The organism is Hahella sp. NBU794 (genome assembly GCF_050749805.1).
Lineage (GTDB): Bacteria > Pseudomonadota > Gammaproteobacteria > Pseudomonadales > Oleiphilaceae > Hahella.
This window is the reverse complement of record NZ_CP192738.1, coordinates 2819353-2843601: the sequence shown is the minus strand read 5'-3', so window position 1 is coordinate 2843601 and position 24249 is coordinate 2819353. Positions and strand designations below refer to the sequence as shown.

At 56.0% G+C, this 24249-nt stretch carries 21 protein-coding genes; 10 read left to right on the top strand and 11 right to left on the bottom strand.

All coding sequences use genetic code 11. The features are described 5' to 3' along the window. Positions 1-65: 65 nt before the first annotated feature. Entirely contained in the window at positions 66-3239 is a 3174-nt protein-coding gene (locus ACQYWX_RS12710; protein ID WP_431689024.1) for an efflux RND transporter permease subunit, read from the bottom strand. Next, positions 3239-4387, bottom strand: coding sequence for an efflux RND transporter periplasmic adaptor subunit (locus ACQYWX_RS12705; protein WP_431689023.1), 1149 nt, complete (start codon positions 4385-4387; stop codon positions 3239-3241). The genes ACQYWX_RS12710 and ACQYWX_RS12705 overlap by 1 nt, the downstream gene beginning before the upstream one ends. Positions 4388-4726: 339 nt before the next feature. Here ACQYWX_RS12705 and ACQYWX_RS12700 point away from each other — a divergent pair, with 339 nt between their 5' ends. Beyond that, on the top strand, positions 4727-5086 hold the full coding sequence (locus tag ACQYWX_RS12700; protein WP_127969953.1) for a hypothetical protein: 360 nt from the start codon (positions 4727-4729) through the stop codon (positions 5084-5086). Positions 5087-5186: 100 nt separating this feature from the next. Here the strand turns inward: ACQYWX_RS12700 and ACQYWX_RS12695 are convergent, their stop codons facing one another. Then, a complete protein-coding gene (locus tag ACQYWX_RS12695) occupies positions 5187-6197 on the bottom strand; it encodes a DUF2914 domain-containing protein (protein ID WP_431689022.1) in 1011 nt (336 codons plus the stop codon). 476 nt (positions 6198-6673) lie between these two features. Between ACQYWX_RS12695 and ACQYWX_RS12690 the strand changes: the two genes are divergently transcribed. Beyond that, positions 6674-8587 carry a putative bifunctional diguanylate cyclase/phosphodiesterase gene (locus ACQYWX_RS12690; RefSeq protein WP_431689021.1) on the top strand — a complete coding sequence of 638 codons (1914 nt, stop codon included), beginning with the start codon at positions 6674-6676 and terminating at the stop codon, positions 8585-8587. 522 nt (positions 8588-9109) lie between these two features. Continuing rightward, positions 9110-9664 carry a hypothetical protein gene (locus tag ACQYWX_RS12685; protein ID WP_279507061.1) on the top strand — a complete coding sequence of 185 codons (555 nt, stop codon included), beginning with the start codon at positions 9110-9112 and terminating at the stop codon, positions 9662-9664. Between the two features lies 1 nt (position 9665). Here the strand turns inward: ACQYWX_RS12685 and ACQYWX_RS12680 are convergent, their stop codons facing one another. After that, positions 9666-9968: a hypothetical protein gene (locus tag ACQYWX_RS12680; RefSeq protein ID WP_431689020.1), complete on the bottom strand. Its 303-nt coding sequence runs from the start codon at positions 9966-9968 to the stop codon at positions 9666-9668. A 50-nt stretch (positions 9969-10018) separates the two neighbouring features. Between ACQYWX_RS12680 and ACQYWX_RS12675 the strand changes: the two genes are divergently transcribed. Beyond that, positions 10019-11554 carry a flavohemoglobin expression-modulating QEGLA motif protein gene (locus ACQYWX_RS12675; protein ID WP_431689019.1) on the top strand — a complete coding sequence of 512 codons (1536 nt, stop codon included), beginning with the start codon at positions 10019-10021 and terminating at the stop codon, positions 11552-11554. 57 nt (positions 11555-11611) lie between these two features. Here ACQYWX_RS12675 and ACQYWX_RS12670 read toward each other — a convergent pair whose 3' ends face one another. Next, positions 11612-13168 (bottom strand): GNAT family N-acetyltransferase, encoded by a 1557-nt coding sequence (locus tag ACQYWX_RS12670; RefSeq protein ID WP_431689018.1) that lies wholly within the window; start codon positions 13166-13168, stop codon positions 11612-11614. A 508-nt stretch (positions 13169-13676) separates the two neighbouring features. On the opposite strand from ACQYWX_RS12670, the gene uvrY reads away from it, so the two are divergent. The 4 genes from uvrY (at position 13677) to ACQYWX_RS12650 (ending at position 17392) form a co-directional block, all read left to right on the top strand. After that, on the top strand, positions 13677-14336 hold the full coding sequence (uvrY, locus tag ACQYWX_RS12665) for a UvrY/SirA/GacA family response regulator transcription factor (RefSeq protein WP_011397823.1): 660 nt from the start codon (positions 13677-13679) through the stop codon (positions 14334-14336). A gap of 103 nt (positions 14337-14439) precedes the next feature. Beyond that, the gene (uvrC, locus tag ACQYWX_RS12660) at positions 14440-16278 is read left to right on the top strand and encodes an excinuclease ABC subunit UvrC (protein WP_431689017.1); all 1839 of its coding nucleotides are present in this window, start codon (positions 14440-14442) and stop codon (positions 16276-16278) included. Beyond that, complete coding sequence (gene pgsA / locus ACQYWX_RS12655; RefSeq protein ID WP_279507057.1) at positions 16271-16849, top strand: CDP-diacylglycerol--glycerol-3-phosphate 3-phosphatidyltransferase; 579 nt, start codon at positions 16271-16273, stop codon at positions 16847-16849. Before uvrC ends, pgsA begins: the two co-directional genes overlap by 8 nt. Before the next feature lie 246 nt (positions 16850-17095). Beyond that, positions 17096-17392 (top strand): hypothetical protein, encoded by a 297-nt coding sequence (locus ACQYWX_RS12650; RefSeq protein WP_011397826.1) that lies wholly within the window; start codon positions 17096-17098, stop codon positions 17390-17392. Between the two features lie 39 nt (positions 17393-17431). On the opposite strand, the gene ACQYWX_RS12645 is transcribed toward ACQYWX_RS12650, so the two are convergent. Further along, the gene (locus ACQYWX_RS12645; RefSeq protein WP_431689016.1) at positions 17432-18178 is read right to left on the bottom strand and encodes a L,D-transpeptidase family protein; all 747 of its coding nucleotides are present in this window, start codon (positions 18176-18178) and stop codon (positions 17432-17434) included. Positions 18179-18488: 310 nt separating this feature from the next. Between ACQYWX_RS12645 and ftsH the strand changes: the two genes are divergently transcribed. After that, entirely contained in the window at positions 18489-20348 is a 1860-nt protein-coding gene (gene ftsH / locus ACQYWX_RS12640) for an ATP-dependent zinc metalloprotease FtsH (protein WP_279507055.1), read from the top strand. Between the two features lie 86 nt (positions 20349-20434). On the opposite strand, the gene ACQYWX_RS12635 is transcribed toward ftsH, so the two are convergent. The 5 genes from ACQYWX_RS12635 to ACQYWX_RS12615 all read right to left on the bottom strand — a co-directional run bounded on the left by ACQYWX_RS12635 (position 20435) and on the right by ACQYWX_RS12615 (position 23754). Then, a complete protein-coding gene (locus tag ACQYWX_RS12635) occupies positions 20435-20974 on the bottom strand; it encodes an Hsp20/alpha crystallin family protein (RefSeq protein WP_216740420.1) in 540 nt (179 codons plus the stop codon). Positions 20975-21256: 282 nt separating this feature from the next. Then, positions 21257-21943, bottom strand: coding sequence for a hypothetical protein (locus ACQYWX_RS12630; RefSeq protein WP_431689015.1), 687 nt, complete (start codon positions 21941-21943; stop codon positions 21257-21259). A 129-nt stretch (positions 21944-22072) separates the two neighbouring features. After that, positions 22073-22654 carry a macro domain-containing protein gene (locus tag ACQYWX_RS12625; protein WP_431689014.1) on the bottom strand — a complete coding sequence of 194 codons (582 nt, stop codon included), beginning with the start codon at positions 22652-22654 and terminating at the stop codon, positions 22073-22075. A gap of 86 nt (positions 22655-22740) precedes the next feature. Continuing rightward, positions 22741-23067 carry a hypothetical protein gene (locus tag ACQYWX_RS12620; protein ID WP_431689013.1) on the bottom strand — a complete coding sequence of 109 codons (327 nt, stop codon included), beginning with the start codon at positions 23065-23067 and terminating at the stop codon, positions 22741-22743. A 63-nt stretch (positions 23068-23130) separates the two neighbouring features. Further along, complete coding sequence (locus ACQYWX_RS12615; RefSeq protein ID WP_216740424.1) at positions 23131-23754, bottom strand: hypothetical protein; 624 nt, start codon at positions 23752-23754, stop codon at positions 23131-23133. Between the two features lie 144 nt (positions 23755-23898). Here ACQYWX_RS12615 and ACQYWX_RS12610 point away from each other — a divergent pair, with 144 nt between their 5' ends. After that, on the top strand, positions 23899-24201 hold the full coding sequence (locus tag ACQYWX_RS12610; RefSeq protein ID WP_216740425.1) for a TfoX/Sxy family protein: 303 nt from the start codon (positions 23899-23901) through the stop codon (positions 24199-24201). Positions 24202-24249: the final 48 nt, after the last annotated feature.

Sequence of the window (24249 nt, the reverse complement as noted above, 5' to 3'; positions counted from 1 at the left end):
GTGCGTCTGGATTTCAGGCGGCAGCCGTTTACAGTGTAGTTTTTAATCCGCGCCGGAGCCATCTATCACTTGCCGAAGATCTCCTCTTTGGGTCGTGGCGAGTTGCTGAGACCGCGCACCGGCGGCGGTTCAAGCCCCGCCTCCTCCTGCTCACGACGGCGGAATCTACGCCGCCAAATTGAGCGCAACCTGGCGCCGGTTTTCTCGCCAATCACTAACAGGCAAGGCGTAATCAACAAAGTCAGGAAAGTGGCGAAAGTCAGGCCGCCGGCGATGGCGCTGGACAGCTCCGTCCACCACTGTGTGGAGGGTCCGCCAACGCCCAGGGACGGCGTCATCAGGTCCACATTCACCCCCAGCACCATGGGCATCAGCCCCAGCACCGTGGTCACCGCCGTCAGCAACACCGGACGCAGACGCACTTTTCCGGTCTCCAGCGCGGCCTCGTAGGGCGACGCGCCAGATGCGCGCATCTGATTGTAGGTGTCGATCAGGATGATATTGTTGTTCACCACAATACCCGCCAGAGCAATCAGCCCCAGCCCCACCATGACGATGCCGAACGGCCGACCGGTAATCATTAACCCCAGCAACACGCCTGCGGTGGAGAATACGATGGCCGACAACACCAGCGCCGCCTGGTAGATGCTGTTGAACTGCACCACCAGGATCAACGCCATCAGCATAATGGCGATGAGGAAAGCCTGCGCCAGGAAGACCATAGTTTCACGCTGGTCTTCGTCTTCCCCGGCGAATTTCACCATGACGTCATCCAGCGGACGTTTGGCCAGAGATTCCTTCAACGCAGTAATGCGCTCGTCCGCCTGCACGCCCTCCGCCACATCCGCTTCCACCGTCAATGAACGCTCTCCGTCCACCCGGTGCAGGGTGCCGGTTTTCGGCGCGGGAATCAGGCGGGTGAAGTTGGAGACGGGCACCGGCCCCATGGCGGTGCTCACCATCTGACCGCTCAAGGCGTCCAGAGTGCGTCGCTCCAGCGGCGCGCGCAGGCGGATATCCACTTCTTCCTCCGCATCGTCGGGACGATAGTCCGCCAGCTTCAGTCCCGTGGTCACCAACTGCACCACGTTGCCGACGGTGGCCACATCCACGCCATAGCGCGCGGCTTTTTCGCGATCCACTTCGATACGCCATTCGATGCCGGGCAGCGGGCGATTGTCAGAGATGTCGATAAAGCCGCCCAACTCCAGCAGACGCTCATGCAGTTGTCCCACCGCTTCCTCCACTTCCTCAGTGGAGCCGGAGAGACGCACCTTGACCGGTTTGCCTTGCGCCGGGCCGTCTTCCTGCTTGCGGAACTCCAGCTTCAGCGGCAGATCCTGAGCGCGGAGGCGCATGTCTTCCAATATGCGATTGGCGGGACGGCGTTCGTGCCAGTCGATCAACTGAAAACGGATGACGCCGATGACGTCTTCCGCCATATCCCCGTCCGCCATGGCGAAGGAACGCGCATACAGCGCCCGCACTTCCGGCATGCCGGACAGGCGTTGCTCCACGCTCTGCAACATGGTGTCTTTTTCGTACACCGACAGGTCGCCTCTGGCGTGCACCAGCACCTGAGCGGAGTCAGGCTCCACTTCGGGGAAGAATTCAACGCCGTAGTTGTAGCGTCCGTAGGCGATATAGGTCAGCGTCAACAACGCCAGGAACATCAGCAGCGTTTTCCCGGGCGCCGCCAGCAATCGCGCCAGCGCCGCGGCGTACCAGTGCGTAAAGCGACTGGGCCCATTGGAAGCGTTGACCGGCGCCTTGGAGCGCCCGAAGACGCCGCCCAGCACCGGCATGAATATCAGCGCCATCAGCAACGAAGAGATGAGGCAGACAATCACCGTCGCCGGCAGATATTTCATGAACTCGCCGACCATGCCCGGCCAGAACAGCAACGGCATGAACACCGCCAACGTCGTGGCGGTGGAGGCGATAACCGGCCACGCCATACGATAGGCCGCCTGCGCATACGCTTCTTTGCGCGACATGCCGCTTTCCAGATTACGGTCCGACAGTTCCGCTACCACGATGGCGCCGTCCACCAGCATGCCCGCCACCAGAATAAGACTGAACAGCACCACGATATTGAGCGTAAAGCCCAGCGCCTGGATCACCAGCAAACTGGCCAGGAAGGCGCCGGGAATGGTCAGCCCCACCAGCAACGCCGGGCGCATGCCCATGGCGGCGATCATGACAATCAACACCAGCACCACCGCAAACAGCACGTTGTTGAGCAGGTCGCGCAACATCTCGCGAATCTGCTTGGATTCGTCAGTGATGTAGGTCACCTTGAGACTGGAAGGCCAGCGATCTTCCGCGATCTTGACCACCGCCTTCACCGTCTCAATGGTTTCGATGATATTGGCGCCGGCGCGCTTGGAGATCTCCAGCACCACGGCGGGTTTGCCGTCCACTCTGGCGAAGCCGCCCGGATCTTTGAAGGTGCGCTGCACCGTGGCGACGTCGCCAAACGTAATGACGCGACCCTCATGAATTTTGATCGGCATGCCCAACAGGTCAGGCAGGTTTTCAATCACCCCCGGCACCTTGATCACCATGCGACCCGCGCCAGTGTCGATATTGCCTGCGGCCACCAGACGGTTGTTATTGGAGATCAGGGAGAACAACTGCGCATAGTCGATGCCATAACGCTCCAGCACCTGCATATCCGCCACCAGCTCCAGCAAATCCTCACGGTCGCCGCCAATTTCTACTTTCAGTACCTCAGGAATGCCTTCGATATGCCGTTTCAGTTCCCGGGCGATACGCACCAGCTGGTCTTCAGCGAAAGGACCGGACAGACTCAGGTTGAGCACCGGAAACTGCGACACGTTGATTTCCACAACGCGAGGCTCATCGCTCTCCACCGGCAGCTTGGCTTTGGCGGTATCCACTTTTTCGCGCACATCGGTCAGCGCCTGATCCGGATCGAAACCGGCCAGGAACTCCAGGGTCACTGAGGCGTAGCCTTCCGCCGCCACCGAACGCATTTCCTTCAGCCCTTCCAGAGAGCGCAGCTCCTGCTCCAGGGGACGGGCCAACAGGCGCTCCGCATCTTCCGGCGCGATGCCTTCATGAGATACGGAGACATAGATTATGGGAATAGTGATGTCAGGATTGGACTCTTTGGGCATGGTCATAAACGCCCAATAACCGCCAAGCCATAACATCAGCAATACAATCACGCTCGCTCGCGAGCGATCCATCGTCGCACGTATGAGCTTATCCATCAGTTCACCGCTTGTTTCATCGCCAGACTGGCGCTATCCGCATCCGGCTCTTCATCTTTGTCTTGATCGTGTTTGAGCAACTCTTCTTCAGGCGTCGCGTCGACCTTTTCACCCAGTTTGGCGTAACCGCGCCCCATGGTGATGAGCTTGACGGTTTCCGGCAGTCCGCTGACCCAGAGTTCCGTATTGCTGGCGCGAATGCGCTCAACCGGCGTGCGGGCGATGCGCTGATCCGCATCCAGATATTCCACACTGAGGCGGCCTTTTTCATCCAGGCTCAACAAAGCGGCGGAAATACGGTGGGCCATGACATCGCCGACGTCGATGTTCAAGGTGGCGGTGGAGCCGGCCACACGCAGACGCTGCGGGTTCTCCAGCTCCGCTTCCACGGTAAAGGAGCGGGTGTTGGCGTCCGCCTGGGCGGCGATAAATGACACTCTGCCAGTCAGGGTTTCACCGTTCAGCAAGTGCGCCGTCACCGGCTGGCCAATGCTGATCAGCCCAACCTGTTGCTGGGGAGCCTGCCCTATCAGCTTCAACTTGTGATCATCGATAAGACGCACCAGGGTAACGCCTTCCTGCACAGTCTGCCCCAGCTCCACCATTCGGTCTTCGATCACCCCGGCGAACGGCGCGTGAATACGCGTGTGCTTCAGGTCCTGCTCCAGTCTGGCGACAGCGGCTTCCGCGCTGGCCAGGGCGGCCTGCTTCGACTTGAGTTCAGTTTCCGCCTGCAGACCTCTTTGCATCAGGGATTTGGCGGCTTTCAATTCACTGCGCGCCACGTCCACCTGTGCTTTGGCCTGAGCCATTTGCGCTGGCAGGTCTTCTTCGCTGAGGGTCAACAAAAGGTCGCCCTGATTCACGCGACGACCGCGTTCCGCAGCGACTTTTTCAACCGTGGAGCCCAGACGGGATTGCAGATTCACCTGCCGCCAGACATCAATCTGGCCCTGAATCTCCAACGCTTTCTTGATCGTTTCAGCCTGCGCCACTTTATAAGCCACTTTAGTCGGCGCGGCCTTCTCTTGCTTCGCCGCTTCAGGCGCTTCGGTCTGAGCAGTCTGCACAGGCCCCGCCATCAGCCAGACAGCTAATGCGACGATAATTCCGAATGAAATCCAATAGGTGGGTATGCGCGTGCGCATTAGTGTCTTCTCCATTTCTTGACTCGTGCGGCGCAGAAATACGGCGGACGGGCGCGCCGCGGTGAGACAGCCGGAGAGGCGGCTCTGCGCTTAATATTTTATAAATGCAAAACAAGGGCTTAACCTTAGCCCTGCAACGTACTACAGTTTCAGTTTCACCGTGGTCGCTGTAAATCTGAATACGACGTTTTGATTAAATGCATGGCCCGTATACGGGTTTTCGGGAGCAACGCCCGCGCCGGTCAGCCTTGCAGTCGTGAACTGACAACGCGCCACCGGGACTAGTCGTTTGCGCCGACTCACACTTTAAATCGATAAAGGAAAATTTGGAAGTTAACGATGATAACTTATATATATTGGATTTTCGTCCTCGCCCTCACCGGAGGAACGCTTTACCTGCTTGGCATAAAACTTAAACAGTGGATACCCGCCGCGGTAGTCAGTGGCGTTATACTGGTGGTCTGCGCCTCCTTCTATTATTTCTATCTACAGCAAATGTTCGTGAAGCGCTGGGGCGGCACCATGAGTCTGTCAGTTCCCGAGGGCATGCAGCATGTCGCCGCCACCTGGAAAGACGACAATATGTGGATTGAGAATTACGACCCCAAAACCAACACCTGTTATTTTCAGGAATATTCCCGTGGCGCGATGCTGGAAGGCAAAGTGGTCATCAAGAATTGCAATCCGGTTCCTCGCTGAGCAGCCACACCGAACTGCTACCTATCTATCCAAACAGAAAGCCCGACATTGCATCGGGCTTTCTCTCATTCGTTCAATCGTTCAATCGTTCAATCGCAGCCTAATTAACCGAAAAGGCCGCTTCAGCCAATATATTGCCCTCTGGCCCCGTCACTTTGACCGTCCACTGCCCCAGCATATGCCGATCAATAAATTTACTGGAGGAAGCGCGCATGGGCGAACGATGCGGCCGAATTCTTATGCGCGCCACCCGCTTATCGCCGCGATACCATTCGTGATAAAGCGTCTGTCCGGTCATATCCATCATTTCCGTAAACAGATAGATGCGCAGCAGGCCTTCGTCGTTCATGACAATGCTATTGCGGAGCGCGTTCGTCGGCTCGCTATCGTCCAGTTCCTGGGTTAATTGCGCGCGACTGATGGCGTCCGAAAAGATTTTCACCGGCTCGCCACCGCTGGAGACCGTTTCCAGATGTCTGCGCCTGGTGGGATCGACAGACTCTTCTTCTGAGCCTTGCGCGACTTCTGCTTGCTCAACGTCCTCAAGCGTCTCTACTTCAGGCGGGGTCTCTTGGGCAAGTGTCGTGTCGACAGAGTTGCTCTCTTCTTGTACTTGCAACGGCGCTTCCGGCTCTGGAGCCGTCGGCAATGCGCTGGCGGCGGCTGGCTCGGCCATGACGACGCGCTCTTCAAGCTTGCTTTCCGGTGCGACAGGGTCCGGCGCTACGATTGGCTCCGCCGTGGCCTCTGGCGCGACGTTTACGATAACAGGCTCATCTATCGGAATTTCTACACGGCCATCAACACTTTCTTCACGCCCTTCTTCGGCGGCCAAAGAGACTGACGTCGACTCAGCCGCTTGCTCAGGCTGTTCGTCCGTTATGACGGGAGGCTCGTTCTGTGCAACGAGATCTGTCTGTGCAACGTCCGACGGCGTGGCGAACGTCCAGCGATATACGCCCCAAAACGCCCCGACAAACAGCGCGAATGCTACGCAGCCAGCGGCGATGATGCGATTCCAATGGTAAACCGTAACGGTTTGCGGCGGCTTGGCGGACGCATCCGCCAACGACTCCGCATTTTTGACTCGGATGACTAATTTTTGCGACATGTAAGGGTCCGACCTAAGGTTGTGTTCTTTTTTAATATAGCCACAGGCGGTTGATTATTTTGCGCTCGGATTCTACTCCCCAGCCACCGAATTTGACACTACTGTCACCTACGATTGGCGAGCTTTCGATCTAACCTATCCCTTTTTTAATGATTGATACGCAGCGACCGCTTATTGTCGATAAAACGTCCACACATACGACCTAGTCTCTCGACCTCAATACAGGGAATTTGCCATGATTAATGCAAGTCCGCCGGCATGGGCTTTGTAAAAGTTATTTAACAGTTTACAACCCGTAATCAGACCGGGGCGCTTTTTTTGAGGGGCGTCACACTCCGGCTTTGTCGCTTTACATATGGTTACGATGGTTACAAAATCTGACTATAGCAACCTGAGGCCAGCTTCTACACTGGGAGGCTTAAGAAGAGGCCCGCAGTAGGTTACCGGATGGAACCTGGACACAGAGATGCAGATACATGCGAAAACATGGTGAGTTTTGGAACGTACTACCTATCTCGTTGCTTATGCTGGGAAGCGTCGCAACCATCCATTTGGCTTCACTGTATTACTTTGAGGGCGAAAGCCTGTCCTGGCCGATTCTGACCACCCTCAGCATCGCCGTTATCTTCGCATTTTTATCCCTGATTCAAATCCGCCTCAATCGTCAGCTCTCCGCCAAGGTCAGAGCATTGCATGAGCGTGACTTCAAGTTAAAAAAGCTGAGCAGCGCGGTCACTAACAGCGGCTGTTCAATCATCATCACAGACCGTCTTGGCCGCATCGAATTCGTCAACAACAAGTTCGTCAATGTCACCGGCTATGGTCAGGAAGAAGCCCGCGGCCGCTTCCTCGACATCCTCAATCCCAAAGACGTGGAAGAGGAAAAACCGCAGGAGCAGATCTGGGAAAGCGACATTCTGTACGATGGCTGGGAAGGCGAAGTCTTAAGCCGTCGCCGGGACGGCCATGATTTCTGGTGGGCGGTGACGGTATCCACCGTCTGCGACAGCGACAACACCGTCACCAACTATGTGATCTCCGGGGTGGACGTCAGTGAGCTGAAAGAAGCAAACCGCAAGATGCAGCAAATGGCGTTGTACGACTCCCTCACCGGCCTCGCCAACCGTCGCCTGTTCGTGGACCGTTTGGAACAGGCGGTGAAAGCCGCCCGCCGTGACCGTAAACAAATCGCCCTGCTGTTTCTCGACCTGGACCAGTTCAAGCGCATCAACGACACTCTGGGACATGACGCTGGCGACAGCCTGCTGCAAACCGTGGCGCAACGTCTGAAAAACTGCGTGCGCGCCAAAGACACCGTCGCTCGCTTAGGTGGCGATGAGTTCACCGTGCTATTGACCGATATCGTCGACACGTTTTCCGTCACCCCTGTCGCCACGCAGATCCTGAAAGCGCTCAAGGAGCCCATCAAGCTCAAAAAGCATGAGGTCATCGTTTCCACCAGCATCGGCGTCACTCTAGCCCCTGCGGACGGGGCCAACGCGGACGTGCTGATGAAGAACGCGGATCTGGCGCTATACCGGGCCAAAGAGCATGGCCGCGACCGTTATCACTTCTATACGGAAGAGCTGAACGCTCATGCTCTCAAACAGTTGCTGATGGAGCAGGAGCTGCGCCACGCGCTGCAGTTCGAAGAATTCACCCTCGGCTTCCAACCCCAGGTCAATCTATCTTCCGGCAAAATCGTCTGCGTCGAGGCGCTGATCCGCTGGCACCACCCCAGCAAGGGACTGGTGATGCCAGACAGTTTCATTAGCGTGGCGGAAGAAACCGGCCTCATCAATCCGATCGGCCGCTGGGTGCTGAAAAACGCCTGTATGCAGATGAAAATGCTGCAGGACCTGACTGGCTCCGCCATCAAAATCGCCGTCAACCTGTCCGCGCGCCAGTTCGATGATCCGAAACTGGAGCAAAGCATTGAGGAAGTGCTCAACGAAACCGGCCTGGAGCCGCAATGGCTGGAGCTGGAAGTCACCGAAAGTATGTTGATGGGCGATATTGAAGCCGTCACCGCCAAACTGAAGCGCCTCAAGCAGACTGGTGTCAGTCTGGCTATCGACGACTTCGGCTCCGGTTATTCTTCACTCAGCTATCTGAAAAAGCTGCCGGTGAATGCGCTGAAGGTCGACCGGGAGTTCGTGCGCGATATTCCTGAGGACAGCAACGACATGGAAATCACCTCGGCGATTATCGCCGTCGCCCACAAACTGCAATTGAAGGTCGTAGCGGAAGGCGTGGAGACGGCCGATCAGAAAGAATATCTGATCGCCAATCAATGCGATTTCGCCCAGGGTTATCTGTTCAGCAAGCCTCTGTCCTTCGAGGATCTCTACATCTATCTGAACGAACATAAGCTCAAGCAGACCGCCTGAGCCGTCAATCTCTTCTTCGCTACTCTTCTCTTCACTACTCTTATTTACTCTTCATGCCCCGAGCGCGCCGGCACTCTGTCTGGCGCGCCAATAAGTCGTCCTGGTTAACGAATCGCGCATGCGGTTCTTCACAGTTTCAGCCTAATCCTTTCGACATAAAACAAAATGTCACCTGGATCACAGGCGCTTTTATGCGATTCGTATAACTTGATTACCAGCAGTTATAAGCATGCGTTGCTGACGCCAGGCGGAATACCGACGCCGCACGAGCAAGGACAAAACGCTGACAGGTCAAAGCAGTAAAAGAGACGAAAACCAAGAAATCACCCTGCGCGCTTAGCCGCCAGTGAGTCTTTTATTAACATGGCGATGATATTGGCATGTTGATAATCAGGCGCATGGATGCGCCTGTGCGGCGGCCAGCCGCGGGAGACAGGGCCTGACATGTGCAGGACCTGTCGTTGCAGACAAATAGAAGGGAGCTATTTGTCTGCCTGGTTAATAATAGGGATACTTCAATTTATGCAATGGCTGATCCACGGGATGGAGGCAATACTGTTCGGTCTTATTGTCTGCCTGATATACAGTCTGACTGAAGCCATGAAAAAGGACGCGGATGAACACGTCGTCCTCGGCAACCTCAGCGTCAACTCCGTGCGCAAAGATCCGCGCTGTTCCTGCGCGCCCTCCGAATCCATCAAACAACTGCAGATGTTCTGGTCAACCCAGGTGCTGGAAATGCGCCTGAACGGCTTCGCCCCGGATATCCTGCTGCACCCTGCACTGTTCGAACATACCCTGGACTATCTGCAAGGCGCGGCGGATGCAGCGGCGGAATTTTTTCAGTGCAGCGACCGTCAGCGCCTGCAGATGCAGTGCTATCTCATCGCCAAAGGATTGGGCGCGCCGGGTCATGACGACAACGATCTGGAATTGATTGAGCGGGCGCAGTCTCACCGACACACAGAAATGTACGTCGCCGGCCATTGCGCCGCCGAGCAGTGGCTGTACAGCCAGGAATTTCCCAAAGAGTGCAGTTTGTTCAACAGCATCAACGCCTGGGGATTGGTGGCCTGAGTCAGCACAGTTCCCATTGGGAAGGAATCTGTCTGGGGGAGGCGCCTTCGCTTTCCCCGCCGTCAAGTCTGGTCGCGGTGACGCAAGGTTTCCCCCACTCGCCGTTATCCAGGCGTTGCATGGAGTCCAGGTCCACGGACTGCACCAGATAAACGCCGCCGTCGAACTTGATCTTGGTGCGATGGGAAATACCGTAGATGAACCGGCAATAGTCCATCTTCAGTTGCTGCAGTTCTCTTTCCGCTTTAACAATCTTCCGAACCAGAAATTCTCTCAGACTATCTGCATACTGCGTTGTGCTCATCCCCTTGAACTCCCCATAGCGCCGGACTCCCAGGCCCCGGCGGAAACCCTTTGGCGCGCGCGCAAGCGCACGTATTTAAAGAAGATTACAGACAAACCGGCGATTACGCCACCGCGTGCGCGGCCTTCGCCACGGTTTGGGTGATCGGCGACGTCGAAACGCATAAATTGGCTTGGCGCGAGGCCGGAAACGCCACTAGAATCGAAACTGCCGGACCGCGCGAGGCGCCGCATTCTTCCAGACGCCAACTCGACCGGAAAGCAGCCGTCCAACAAGAGGAACTCACAGAGTCTATGCCGTCCAATCAAATGGGAGAGTCGTACCTCCAAACCCTGAAATCGCTCTCTGATCGCATCGTGGAGGCGCAAAAGCCGATCCGCATCCTGGACGCCATCAAATGGTCGCCGTCGATCCGTCAGCAGTTTTTTGATTCCGGTTTCAAAAAAGCGCCCCAGGTGGACCTTGAGTACTACCAGAAGAACTGCCCGCTGGGTTTCGATCCCGCCGCCAAAAAAGCCGAGTTCTACGAGATAGAGCGCGAGATCAGTAAAAAACTGGGGCAAATGAACCCGGTCACCCAGATCATGCGCCGCGTATGCCGGGAATACCAGATGGTGGTGCGCATGCTGGAAGCGCGCGGCACGCCGGAGTTCAGCTACATCTCGCAGGAGCTGTACGGCTCCCCCAGCGACGCGTTTCATGCCGGTGATCCCACTCTGGCGGAGCTAGGGGAAATGATGGAGATGACTCTGTCCAACCTGCTGAAAGACAACTCCATGCAGGAGTCGGAAAAGAATTTACCCGCGCAATATGTGGTGGACGAATTGAACGCCCGCCTGTCCAACTTTTTCGTCGGCGCCGGCATTCGCGTCATGATCTCCGACGGTATCGCCGCCGATGCGGCGGCGGGCACGGATTACATCAAGATCCGCAACGACGCCCTGTTTAATCAACAGGACGTGGATGTACTGGAAGTTCACGAGGGCTGGGTGCATCTCGGCACCACCCTCAACGGCGGCAGCCAGCCCTACTGCACCTTTTTGAGCAAGGGGCCGCCCTCCGCGACGATCACCCAGGAAGGCCTTGCCGTTTTGAGTGAAATTCTTACTCTGCGCTCCGGCCCGACGCGCCTGTTCAAGCTTATCAATCGGGTGCGCGCAGTGACTCTCGCCGAAGACGGCGCCACCTTCAACGACGTGTTTCATTACCTGTGTGAGAAAGGCATCAGCGAGGACGAGAGCTTCACCCTGGCAGCCAGGGTGTTTCGCGGCAGCACTCCCAATCTGGGCCCCTTCGCCAAGGACATCACCTACATCAAGGGCTTTGTGCTGACTTACAACTTCCTGCGTCTGGCCTTCGCCAGGGGCAAGATCGACCGCCTGCCCATGCTGTTCTGCGGCAAGATCGTACTGGATGATTTGGCTAGCTTGCATGATCTGGAGGAGCAAGGCGTCATTACCGCGCCCCGCTATGTGCCGCCCTTCTTCCAGGATTTGAAAGGGCTGGCGGCCTGGATGAGCTTCTCCCGTTTTATCGGGCAGCTTAACTTCAATCAGCTGGAAGCTGACTACAAACACCTGCTGTAGTCAGCCCCTTATCAGTCCTCTCTGTCCCGACTTGATCAAACCGGAGTAGCCCGACGGCTACTCCTGCTCTCCCTGCCATTCGATGCGATACAGATCGCGGCGGCGGTCCAGATAGTTACGCACGGAACCTTCGTTCTGCAGTTCCTGCAGCTTGTTCAAATCCAGATCGACGATCAGCGTCATCTCTGTATTCGGGGTGGTTTCCGCCATGATGGCGTCGTGGGGGAATGCGAAGTCTGAGGGCGAAAATACCGCTGACTGGGCGTACTGAATATCCACGCTGTCCACCTGAGGCAGGTTGCCCACCGAACCGGCGATGGCCACGTAGCATTCGTTTTCAATCGCCCGCGCCTGGGCGCAGCGACGTACGCGCAGATAACCATTCTTGGTGTCGGTCCAGAACGGCACCAATAGAATCTCCACCTCCTGATCCGACAGCAGACGCGCCAGTTCCGGGAACTCCACGTCGTAGCAGATCAGGATGCCCACCTTGCCGAAATCCGTGTCGAACACCGTCAGCGCATCGCCGCCCTGCATGGTCCATTCTTTCTTTTCATGAGGGGTGGGATGCAGTTTGTATTGAGATTCAATCCCGCCATCGCGACGACACATGTAGGCGACGTTATAGAGTTCGCCGTCTTCGATCACCGGCATGCTGCCAGCCACCACGTTGATGTTGTAACTGACCGCCAGGCGGGAAATTTCCTCCAGCATCTTGTCAGTAAAGCCCGCCAGATACTTGATGGCGTCAATGGAATTAGCATGACGCTCCAGCCCCATCAGCGGCGCGTTGAAAAACTCGGGGAACAACGCCACGTCGCACTTGTAGTCCGACAATGCGTCGATAAAGTATTCCACCTGCTGCAGCACCTCTTCCGCACTGCGCATCTGCCGCATCTGCCATTGCACGCAGCCGATGCGGGCGGTGGTCTTGGCGGCGCCGATCAGTTGCTTGGCGCCGGGTTCGTAGTTCAGGTTATCCCATTGCAACAAAGTGGCGTAGCCTTTGGATTCTTTGTCCTCCGGCAGGTAACCCGTAATGATTTTTTTCACCATGAAATCATTGGACAGCTGAAACGTCAGAATCGGGTCGTACACCTCTTTGCGACTAACCGCTTCGAGGTACTCCTCCGGCGTCATGCTTTTCGCGTAGGACTGATAATTGGGAATGCGCCCCCCTGCCACGATGGCGCGCAGGTTCAGGTTGCGGCACAGCTCTTTGCGACCTTCATACAAGCGACGCCCCAGGCGCATGTCGCGGTAATCCGGATCGACGAACACATCCACGCCGTACAATACATCGCCATTAGGGTCGTGGGTGGTCAGATAAGCGTCTCCGGTGACCTCATCATAGGTGTGCTGATCGCCGAATTTGTGATAATCGATGATCACCGAGAAAGCCGCGGCGACCACTTTGCCGTTGTCTTCGATACAAATCTGGCCTTCCGGGAAAGTTTTCAGCTGCGCGCGAAATTTACGTTTGGTCCAGGCGCCGCCCAGGTTGTGATAGACCTTGTCCATCACCTCCTTGATGTCGTTGTAATCGGCCAATAACAGGTGGCGCAGTATCAAGTGATGATCAAGGCTTTCCTCTTTGATTTTGTCGTCTTTCATATCCATTCCCAGTTTTTAGTTATCTCGACTTCCCTGCCTCCGCGACAATGCGCGACTGGATAAAGGGAAGCGCTTTCGATGAAAATTAGCTTTATTTAAACAAGCACTTATAAAGTTGTCCAAATATTCAGATTAATATACGTTAAGCTCCCTGCACACGTCGTCGCATTTTAGTCGCGCTTTTCCAAACCTATACTTATACGTGAAGGCGCTGTGTTTTTGATCAAAACCTGCAACAAATATCGATGATATTTATTCATTCGAATATGCGGAATCTATCGCCATACAAGTGGTCGACGGCGCTTTTAAAATGGCGGATGCAAATTTAATCCGACAGCGATTTCATATCGTGATAATGTCTAAAGGTAGCCGACTTTTTCGTCTATCGTTTTAGTTACACGTTTTTTATAATGAGCGCCTTAGCTCTGTTGAGATTTGCGAGTGTTTTGGGAATTTACGCCCGGTCGGCTCGAACAAGGATCAACAAGGAAGACTGCGAGGTGATACTTTGATCAGGGTGTTAATTGTTGATGACCACGAGCTGGTGCGCGCCGGCTTGTCCAGAATGTTAAAAGATGAAGACGGTATTGAAGTAGTCGCGGAAGCCCGCTCGGGCGAGGAAGCGGTCAGTATTGTCCGCCAGCATCCGATCGATATTATTCTCATGGATATTCGTATGCCCGGTATTGGCGGGCTGGAAGCCATGCGCCGCATTCATCGTATTGATGAAAGCGTAAAAGTGGTGGCGGTCACCGCCTGTGAAGACGATCCGTTTCCTTCGCGGGTCATGAAAGCCGGCGCTTCCGCTTACATCACCAAGGGCGCGGATATTACCGAGATGGTCAAAGCCATCCGCGTGGTGCATGCGGGGCAGCGTTACATCAGCCCGGACATCGCTCAGAAAATGGCGCTGCGTCCGTTCGACGCGGAAGAAGGCGACGTGTTCGAAAGTCTGTCCGAACGCGAAATGCAGATCGCCATGATGATCGTAAATTGCCATAAGGTGCAGGAGATTTCCGACAAACTCTGCCTGAGCCCGAAAACGGTCAACAGCTACCGCTATCGTATTTTCGAGAAACTGAACATCAACAGCGATGTTGAACTCACCCTTCTCGCCATCCGGCATGGTATGCTCGACGCCAATCAGGTCGGCAGCCTGAAAACCTGAACTTAAGGACTCTGGCGATATAAAACGTCGCCAGCCCCGGGCGCCGCTCCGCACAGGCGGAAAACGGCGCATTTGACAGCAATCCGACGGAAAACTCTGATCGGTGGAATCGCAATCCATTTTCGACGCTAAATCTTTTCTCAAACAACTCACCACGCATCCCGGCGTCTATCGCATGATGGACGCCCGCGGCGAGGTGTTGTACGTCGGCAAGGCGCGCAATCTGAAAAACCGCGTCAGCAGCTACTTCCGCAACACCGGCGTCAGCATCAAGACCCGTGCGCTGGTGGAGAAAATCGCCGACATTGAAATCACCATCACCCACAGCGAAACTGAAGCCCTGCTGCTTGAACAGAACCTGATCAAGACGCTGAAGCCGCCCTACAACATTCTGCTGCGGGACGATAAATCCTACCCCTATATCTATCTGTCGTCCGACTCGGACTACCCTTCGTTGACCTTCCGCCGGGTACGCCAGAAAAAGTCCGGCAAGGGCCGCTTTTTCGGTCCTTACACCAGCGCCGCCGCCGTGCGCGAAAGCCTGGCGCTGCTGCAGAAGATTTTCCGCATCCGCCAGTGCGAAGACAGTTTTTTCAGCAATCGCTCCCGTCCCTGCCTGCAACATCAGATCGGACGCTGCAGCGCGCCCTGCGTGGGATTGATCGATCCGCAGAGCTATGCGGAGGATATGTCCCACGCCACCATGTTCCTGGAGGGGCGTAACCCGGAAATCATCAACGAGACCATCCAGCAGATGGAAGCCGCCTCGATGCAGTTGGATTTTGAGCGGGCGGCGGTGCTGCGCGATCAGGTGGACTATCTGCGTCGGGTGCAGGAGCAACAGGCGATTGAAGGCGTGGCGCGCGACATCGACGCCTTCGCACTCTCTTCGTCACTGGAGCTGGTGGTAGTGCACGGACTGTTTATTCGCGCCGGCCGCGTGGTCGGCAGCAAGTCCTTTTATTTGTCGGAGAGACTGGAAAGCGATGATGGCGATTTGTTGTCCTCCTTCCTCAATCAGTACTACTTTGGCGAGCACGCAATTTACGGTTTGCCTCAGGAAATCACCACCTCTGTCGCCCTGACGGACAAGGACGCGCTCAAAGAGGCCTTTAAAGAAGTCTTCAATCGCAACGTGCGGATCGAGCACAATGTACGCAGCAACCGGGCGGAGTGGCTGCATCTGGCGCAAACCAACGCCAATCAGGCGCTGAGCACGCGCATGCAGTCGCAGGACGCGCAGTTGCAGCGCTGGCAGTCATTCTGCGACGCACTGAGCCTGGAAGCCTCCGTGAAGCGGGTGGAATGTTTTGACGTCAGCCATACCTTCGGCGAGGCGACCGTCGCGTCCTGCGTAGTGTTCGGACCGGAAGGGGCGATCAAGGATCTGTACCGCCGTTACAATATCAAGGATGTGCCCGCCGGCGACGATTATCACGCCATGGAGCAGGCGCTGACGCGGCGCTACAGCAAGCTGAAAGACAGCGACGTCGGTCTCCCCGACATCATTCTGATCGACGGCGGCAAGGGGCAGCTTGGCATCGCGCACCAGGTCTTTGACGAGCTGCAAATCACCGGCGTCACGCTGATTGGCGTCGCCAAAGGCGTAACGCGGAAACCCGGCATGGAAACCTTGTTCATTTCCGCGGATAATTCGATCCTGAATCTGTCGGGCGACTCCACCGCCCTGCATCTGATTCAGCAGATCAGGGATGAGGCTCACCGGTTTGCGATCACTGGACACCGGAACCAGCGCAATAAAAAGCGAACGCAATCGGTTTTGGACGCCGTGCCCGGCATTGGTCCCAAACGCAGACGGGACCTGCTCAACTATTTCGGCAGCGTGCGCAATATAGAACGAGCCAGCCTCGAGGAAATCAAGCGCGTGCCTGGCATTAGTGAAGTGATAGCTCAAACAATTTATGCAGCCTTCCATGAATAAACGCTCAAAAAAGTCGGTTTTTCTCAATTTCCCCAACATCCTGACCTTGGGCAGACTTGTCCTGATCCCCGTCATTGTCGTGATTTATTACCTTCCCTTTCAGGGCAATTACGTGGTGGCGGCGGCGATTTTCGCCCTGGCGGCGGCGACGGACTGGCTGGACGGCTATCTGGCCCGACGCTGGAACCAGATGACGCCCTTCGGCGCGTTTCTCGACCCGGTGGCGGACAAAGTCATCGTGGCGGTGGCGCTGGCCATGCTGGTGGAGGCTCATCACAACCTGGCCCTTACCGCTCCCGCCATTGTCATCATTGGACGGGAAATCGTCATTTCCGCCTTACGGGAATGGATGGCGGAAATGGGCAAACGCGCCAGTATCGCCGTGAACTTCATCGGCAAAGTCAAAACCAGCTGTCAGATGCTCGCCATCACCGCCCTGCTCGCATTTCCGCCGGGAATGAAAGAAGCCTGGGCTGGCTTGGCGTTGCTCTATATCGCCGCCCTGCTCACGCTCTGGTCCATGTTCGTTTATCTGCGGGCGGCCTGGCCGGAACTGACCCGGGATTCCTGATTCCTCATCCTGTCCGGAGGTCTGTTCGCCCCCTTGCGCCAGACCTCCGCGACGCTCTGAACGTTACCCGCTGGTTACCTGATCATCGCTCCCTCTGCACAAAGAAACACCTGACCGCAAAACCGCAACAGGCCGATAACAAAGCGCCTGGTCGCCAATCTGATGTAACAAAAAACTCCCCTGGAAAACTGGCGAAACCTCACTATTTGACCAAGACTAGAGATAAGGGTGTATAGGTGCGCAAATATGAAGGACGCGATAAGCAAACTAAAACCCGCCAAAGCCAAGGCGGTAATCGACAGTTTCGAAAACTCATGGATGATCTGGGAGATGGTCAGGGAGGCCAAAGCTCACGGTAGATGCGAACGTAAAATAGTCGTCGACCGCGATTTTTCCCCTCTTGAACTTGAACAGGCGTTTCGTTGCCTGGGCCTGAGTTTCGGTTCTTTCGTGGACAAGAAAGTGGATATGGCCGAGTGGTTTCTATGGCTGGTCTGCCCCGAAACCATCGTTTCCTACGCGGAGCCGGACCCGCCTTACTGAAGCGTCTGGCGACGCTCCATGTAACATCGGAACCTTAGCTTAACTGGATTTGACGTCGTTGACGGCGAAAGGTCGCAGCGCCTGCTGGATATCCTGGTACAGCCCCGGCAACCACACCGGCGCGTTCTGAGGCGGCGCCTCCAGGGCGCGCAGACGGAAGTCCTGTGGCGCGATGATCACATCAATATTGCTCGCCCCCACTCGATTAGCCAGGATAAACAAATCCTCCACCGCCGGGTCGCCCATCGCCAGACATCCCACGGATGACGCCTTGCCATGAATGAAAATATCCCCGCCCGGCGACGAACGCCCTTCCGCCCTGGCGTGTTCAAGATCAAACGGATTGGGATAGTTCAGCTTCATGGAGAGGTGGAAACTGCTGTTGGGATTGAAGCCTTCGATCCGATAAAAGCCCTCCGGCACCTGTCGGTCGCCTTCGCGTAACTTGGGACCGGCGACGCCGCTGGCGGCCTGAATGGGATAGGCGCTGACCAGAACCTGGGCGCCATCCTGCTCCGCCCATAACTCCAATCGCTTCTCCTCTTTAAACGCCAGCAGGGTTATGCGTTGCGGCGGATACGCCACGCCCGCCTTGGCGAATGCGGCCTGCAAACCAGGCTCCACCACTGGGCCGATATTGCGCACCACGTCATCCAGCGTGCGTCTTCCTTTCAAATCCAGGTACAGAGGAACCCAGATCGAGCGCCCAAACTTATAAAAACAGGTCAGGGCCAATGTCGCCGCCAGCGATACGCCCACCATGACAAACTTGAACTTCTTCGACATACCGCTCTCTTCCGCTCGTCGCCCTATCGGACGGCAACATGATCTTTCAGCCGCCAGATCATAATGACTCGCGTCATCCGCCTCAACTCATTCATCTCATTCTTCCGGCCTCAACTTTATGCGCGTCGCTAACGCCGAAAACTCCTCCGCACTGCTATATTCAAAGTGAGGGGAAGTCGCGTTTTCTGAAGTCTGATCAAACAGCGGCTGTCGCGCCGGATCTGAGTGGCGACAAGCTGCGCTGCGTCAACGCGGCGCAAACCTCTATCGATAATGATGAGTACTGAATCAGTGAGTTAATGGACAGCACATGAGCAATACTGATCCTCAACCACCACAGAAGCTGCCTTTGAACTGGGTTGTATGGACCTTGGCGGTCGCCTTGATGCTTTACTACCTGCCCTCCATGCGAGACCGTCCGGAGCCCGCCGTTAAACTACCCTACAGCGAATTCAAGATGCTGTTGCGGGAGGGGCAAATCGGCAGCGTCACCCTCCGCGGCAGCGAACTTGACGGCAAATTCATCACTCCACGCATGTTTCCAGAGCAGCGGCGGCAATACTCCCGCTTTCTGACCCAACTGCCGGATTTCGGCAATGAGGCCATATTGGCGGAGCTGGAGGAGCAGAATATTCCACTCGAGGTGAAAGAGGGCCATGACGCCAGCAGCTCCAAGGTGATTTTGCTGTCCTACCTGCCCTGGATCATGTTCATGATCATCCTGTTCTGGCTCTCCCGACGCACGCTCCGCAACTTCTCCGGCCGGGGCGGCGCCTTCGATTTCGACAAGCGGCTGGAGACCCAGTTTGTCTGCCAGAAGCCGGACACCACGTTCGATGAGGTCGCCGGACAAACTAACGCCAAACGGGAAGTACAGGAACTGGTGGAATACCTGCGCGATCCGGACCGCTTCCACCGCGTCGGCGCTTTGGCCCCACGAGGCGTCTTGTTGATGGGTCCGCCCGGCACCGGTAAGACGCTGCTGGCCAGAGCCCTGGCCGGAGAAGCCGGCGTCAATTTCTATCCCATGTCCGCCTCTGAATTTATTGAAGTCTTCGTCGGCGTCGGCGCGTCGCGGGTGCGCCAGTTATTCAAAACCGCCAAAGAGACCGCCCCCAGCATCATTTTCATTGATGAGCTCGACAGCGTCGGCCGCACCCGGGGCGCAGGCTATGGCGGCGGCCATGATGAAAGGGAGCAGACCCTGAACCAGATTCTCGCGGAGATGGACGGTTTCGCCGGGCACGACGCCGTCATCGTATTGGCCGCCACCAATCGCCCGGACGTACTGGACCCGGCGCTGATGCGCCCCGGTCGCTTTGACCGTCACGTCACCCTGGATTTGCCGGATCAGGAAGGCCGCGTCGCGATTCTCAAGGTTCACGCCAAACGCATTCCTCTGGCGGACGACGTCAATCTCCCCCAGATCGCAGCGGGGACGCCTGGGTTCTCCGGCGCAGACCTGAAAAACCTGATCAACGAAGCCGCCATTCAGGCCGCACGGGAAAATCGGGACCACGTACACAGTCTGGATTTCGACATCGCCCGGGATAAAATTATTATGGGCGCGGAGCGCACTCTGATCATTCCGCCGGATGAGAAACATCGTCTCGCCGTACATGAGTCCGGGCACACCTTGGTCGCCTATTACCTGCCCAATACCGATCCGCTGTACAAAGTCTCCATTGTCCCCCACGGACGCAGTTTGGGCGGCACCCATCAAATGCCCTTGCAGGAACGACATACTTACCCGGAAGAGTATCTGCGCGACAAGCTCGCTGTGATGCTGGCGGGGCGCATCGCCGAGCGTGAGTTGCTGGGCAGCGTCAGCACCGGCGCTGACGACGATATTCATCAGGCGACGGGGCTCGCCCGCGCCATGGTCAGTCGTTGGGGCATGTCGAAAGAGGTGGGGCCAGTGGATCTGCGCGACAGCGAAGAACATCCTTTCCTCGGTCGCGAAATGGCCCAGCCGCACCACCACAGCGAGTTCTCAGCGGAAATCATCGACAAGGCCGTGCGCGAGCTGCTGGTGTCCTCGGAAACCATCGCCGCCGAGCTGATTCGCACGCACCGGGAAAGGCTGGACAAACTGGTGTCATTGCTGGAGCGCTCAGAGACGCTGCACAAGGCGCAGATAGACGAATGCCTGCAAACCGGGGCGTCGTAACGCCCCGAGTGGGACCGCTGGCGAGAGTGCGCCAGGGAACCGCTGAAAAACTATCTGCGGTGTCGCCAATGTTGTTCAGAGGTGCTCTAGTCGCCTTTGATTTCCACTTCTCTGCCTTTCACCGTGACTTCGCCGGCCTTGGGCACTTTCAACGTTAATACGCCGTTCTTGAAGTTCGCATACAAACGCTCGCCGTCAGCGTTGTCCGGCAAAGTGAGGATACGCATAAAGCTGCCGTAGCTACGCTCCACGCAGTGATAATCCTCTCTTTTTTCTTCCGATTCATGCTTCTTTTCGCCGCTGATTGTCAGCCGTTGGCCGTCCAGACTGACTTTTACGTCCTCTTTGGAGACGCCCGGCAGCTCGACGCTGATGCTGTAGGATTCCTTGCCTTCGGAAATATCCAGATTAGGCTTCAGCAAGCCCGCCCACTCCCTGCCCAGGCCGAATTCCGGCAGTTCGGGATATTTAAAGGAGTGCAGCATGTCATCGAAAAGGCGATCCATTTCCTGGCGGAACCTCGCCATGGGATAGTTACTGGATTGACGTGAACTGACAGGGACTTCGCTCGCTGTTTTACCTTCCTGGTGCAGCCAGTTCCAGGGAGACCATTTCTTCAGGTTCATATCGACCTCCTCGCTTTTCTCTCCATGGATAAATGCGTCGCCAACGCGCCGTCAAATGCGGGCGTCGACTCAGACACAGTGTAACGCTGCGAGGTGTTCTGGGGTGCTGAAGGCAGGTTGAATCTTGATGGAGATCAACTGATTTTTAGTCGATTAATCACTATCAAATCCCGCGCTGAGCGCAATCTTTTATAACGTCCCAGTAAGAAAAAATGCCACTTCCATCAAAGCATTAAAGCCCTCCCGCAGAACGGGCGTCTACGGGAGAACGATTATCTTCATTTATACGAAGGTGTCCGCCACCAACGTCGGCTTGGCGGGATCAAAACGTACGACGCCAGTATGGGCGTCCATGGCGGTGGCGTGGCTGACGACCACCCAACCACTGTTGCGGTAATACAGAAAGTTAAACGCCACAGGAAGATTAAGGCCAGGCAGATTGTCATTGCCATACTGACTGAAATCAAAGACCGAAATGACGTTGGGCGTCACGGCGCTGATCAGGTTATTGACTCCGACATTGCCGGGATGCTGGTGGTGATAGACGCGAAAGTAAGCGCCGCCAAGAGGCGATTCGGTAATGAAGAAGGCGCAACCGTTCATCGCTGCGGTAAACACGAATCGATGCTGGGGATTATGCCTTGGCACATCGACAAATCCCGGCAGCCCCGCGCCGTTGACATAGGGACACCAGTAGCCGGTCAACGCGCTGTCATTCGCAGGGTGGTCGTGGATCACCGCAAATCTGGATTGACGTCGGCCGCCCACTGGCGTCGCGGCGGGCTGTAAATCGAAACTTCCCATTTTCGTGTACGGCAACAGATCCACTGCGGCCCTTTCAGCCATGGATACGCCCTGCGGATTGTTATTGCGCCTTTGGATATGCTCATCGAACCAGCGATGATTGATCGTATTGTTGTTCAGAAACGCAATGGGATCGCTTATGAACTGGGTATTGCGGTTATCCACGTTACAACTCCTTGATATGGCTGAATATAAGCTCACTGCACAATACAAGCCCAAGCGCCTGGACGCCATCAAACCCGCCATTAAAAATTCATCATGTCGCCGTCATTTTCAGAGCGTCCGGTAAAGCGCCTACTCCAACAGCGCCATGTGATCTTTCACCGCCGCCGCAAGCCCGCCCTGAGTTTCATATCGCTCTTTCACGCACACCTCATACGCTCGACGCATTTGCGCCGCGCAGCGATGCGCCGGCATGCGTCCTTCGCCGGTTCCCAGACCGGGACATAAGAGAGAGCGAATCTGACGGCCGCCCGGTGCGTTCATTTGATTGTGACGAATCACCGCTTGCAGCACCGCCTTGAAAGCCAGATACGCATTAGCGGTTTGCGAAACGTCCATAGGAACGCGCATGGTGGGAGCGGAAATGAGAAAAGGAATGCTTTTATGATCGGTTTCAACAACAATCGCCTGTCCAACGGGGATCTCACCAAAATATTCAGACTCCAGCGTCTGACGTACTTTCGCTTCCAGTTCCCAGCCAAAGTGCAGGCTGTATTTGAGATCCAGACCGCCGTCCATGTAACCGAAGCTGTTGGCGGGACTCACGATAGCGTCGGCGACCTGTTTCAGAATATCGCCGTCGATGACTTCTACATTCGCCAGCCCATCAAACTGGCGTTTCCAGGCGTAAAACAGATCCAGACTGTACGCCACTAATTGAATGGTAAAAATGCAACCTCCTTTAGACGACCCAGTATGGGCCGCAAGGGGGTGGAATGTAGACGATCAGCCGCAACAAGTCACCACAGATTTCCACTCGGCATATTCTCCAGGTCCTTGGCGCGCTTCAGGTGCTCCAGCAAGGCGAACAGCTTTTTGTTAACCGCCTTCTCCAGCACCCAGCGTTGTCCGCCGTATAAAATCACCGGGCAACTGTCGGACCAGTCGTAGACATAACCGCAATGGGAACAGGCGTGAGGCCAACGCACATGGTAAATGGACTCGGGCATCTGGGTCAGATAGTCCCGCAACTCCGGGTGATCGTCAGTGGCCCGCAATACGCCCAGCCAGCACTTCTTACAACGCCACTCTTCCAGCTCAGCTCTGATGGGTTTACTCTTTCTCATACAGAATACTGTATATAAATACAGCGTTAAAGAAAAGCGCTTTTTACTTCCACTGCGCGCGCTCTATTGCAGAATGGCGATTGTATCCCGGCAACGGCGAATAATGTCGAGCTGCATCAGCCGGGCCAGACGCCCTTCGCTGTCGCGTATTTGTTTGCGAAGAAAAATCGGGGCCACCAACGAAATTAGCACACCGACCGAGGAAACCGCAGGAAAGATCAACGCGATTTTGTAGGCGGCGGTGTCGCCGGAAAAATGCTGCACGGATTCCGCCAGAGCCCAAGCCACCAGAAAGAACGCGAAAAAGCACAAAGGCAGCGCCCAGCGCGCGGTTTTGTCCCGCTTGATATCCTCTTTGATGGTTTGCGTGCGCTGGTCAAACAGTTTGAGCAGGCTCTGCCAGATATCTCTGGCGATGGCCTCCGTGTTCACCCGGTTCTGCTGAATGGAGCCGACGCGAAATAACAGCGGACGCTCAGGTTTGACCTTTTCCAGCGCGTAGACATCCAAATATTCCAGCCGCCCGCTTTCCGGGCTCACCAGATCGATTTCGCCGCCCGCCAGATTCAATCTGCAGATCACCTGCCCTTTTTGCACTGTTTGCCCAATCGCGGCGATGGGATAGATAGAGCGTACGCGTAACATATCAAGCAGCGTTACATCCGGCAGATGAACGGCTATCTCCATGAACTGGCCTCATTTATAAACCGCGCTGCGGCAGCGTTTCTTTAGTCAACGATTCAAATATAGCCCTATTCCTGGGTTCGGGCGAAAAGGTGATAGTATGACTCCGCCGGGCGTCCCGCCTCATTGTTCAGAGACATCATTATTATGCGCCTCAGAGACCTTAAAGGGCTTGGACCCAAGTCAGAAAAAGACCTCATCGCCATCGGCGTCGATACGCCGGAAAAGCTCAGGGAAATCGGTCCGGTCAGAACGTTTCTGAAGTTGAAGCAAGCCAGCGCCGCCAAACCCAGTCTTAACTTTTTATACGCCATGGTCGGCGCCGTGGAAGATCGCCACTGGATGGAAATCGCCAAGTCGGAAAAGACGCGATTGCTGATGGAGCTGGAGGGCTATCGGGAATTGGAGGAAATACTACGCGCGGAAGGATTGAGTTTGGAGCAGGATTAACCGGTGCGGCTACAGTTACTCAGTTAATAAAGCGATTACAACTACTGT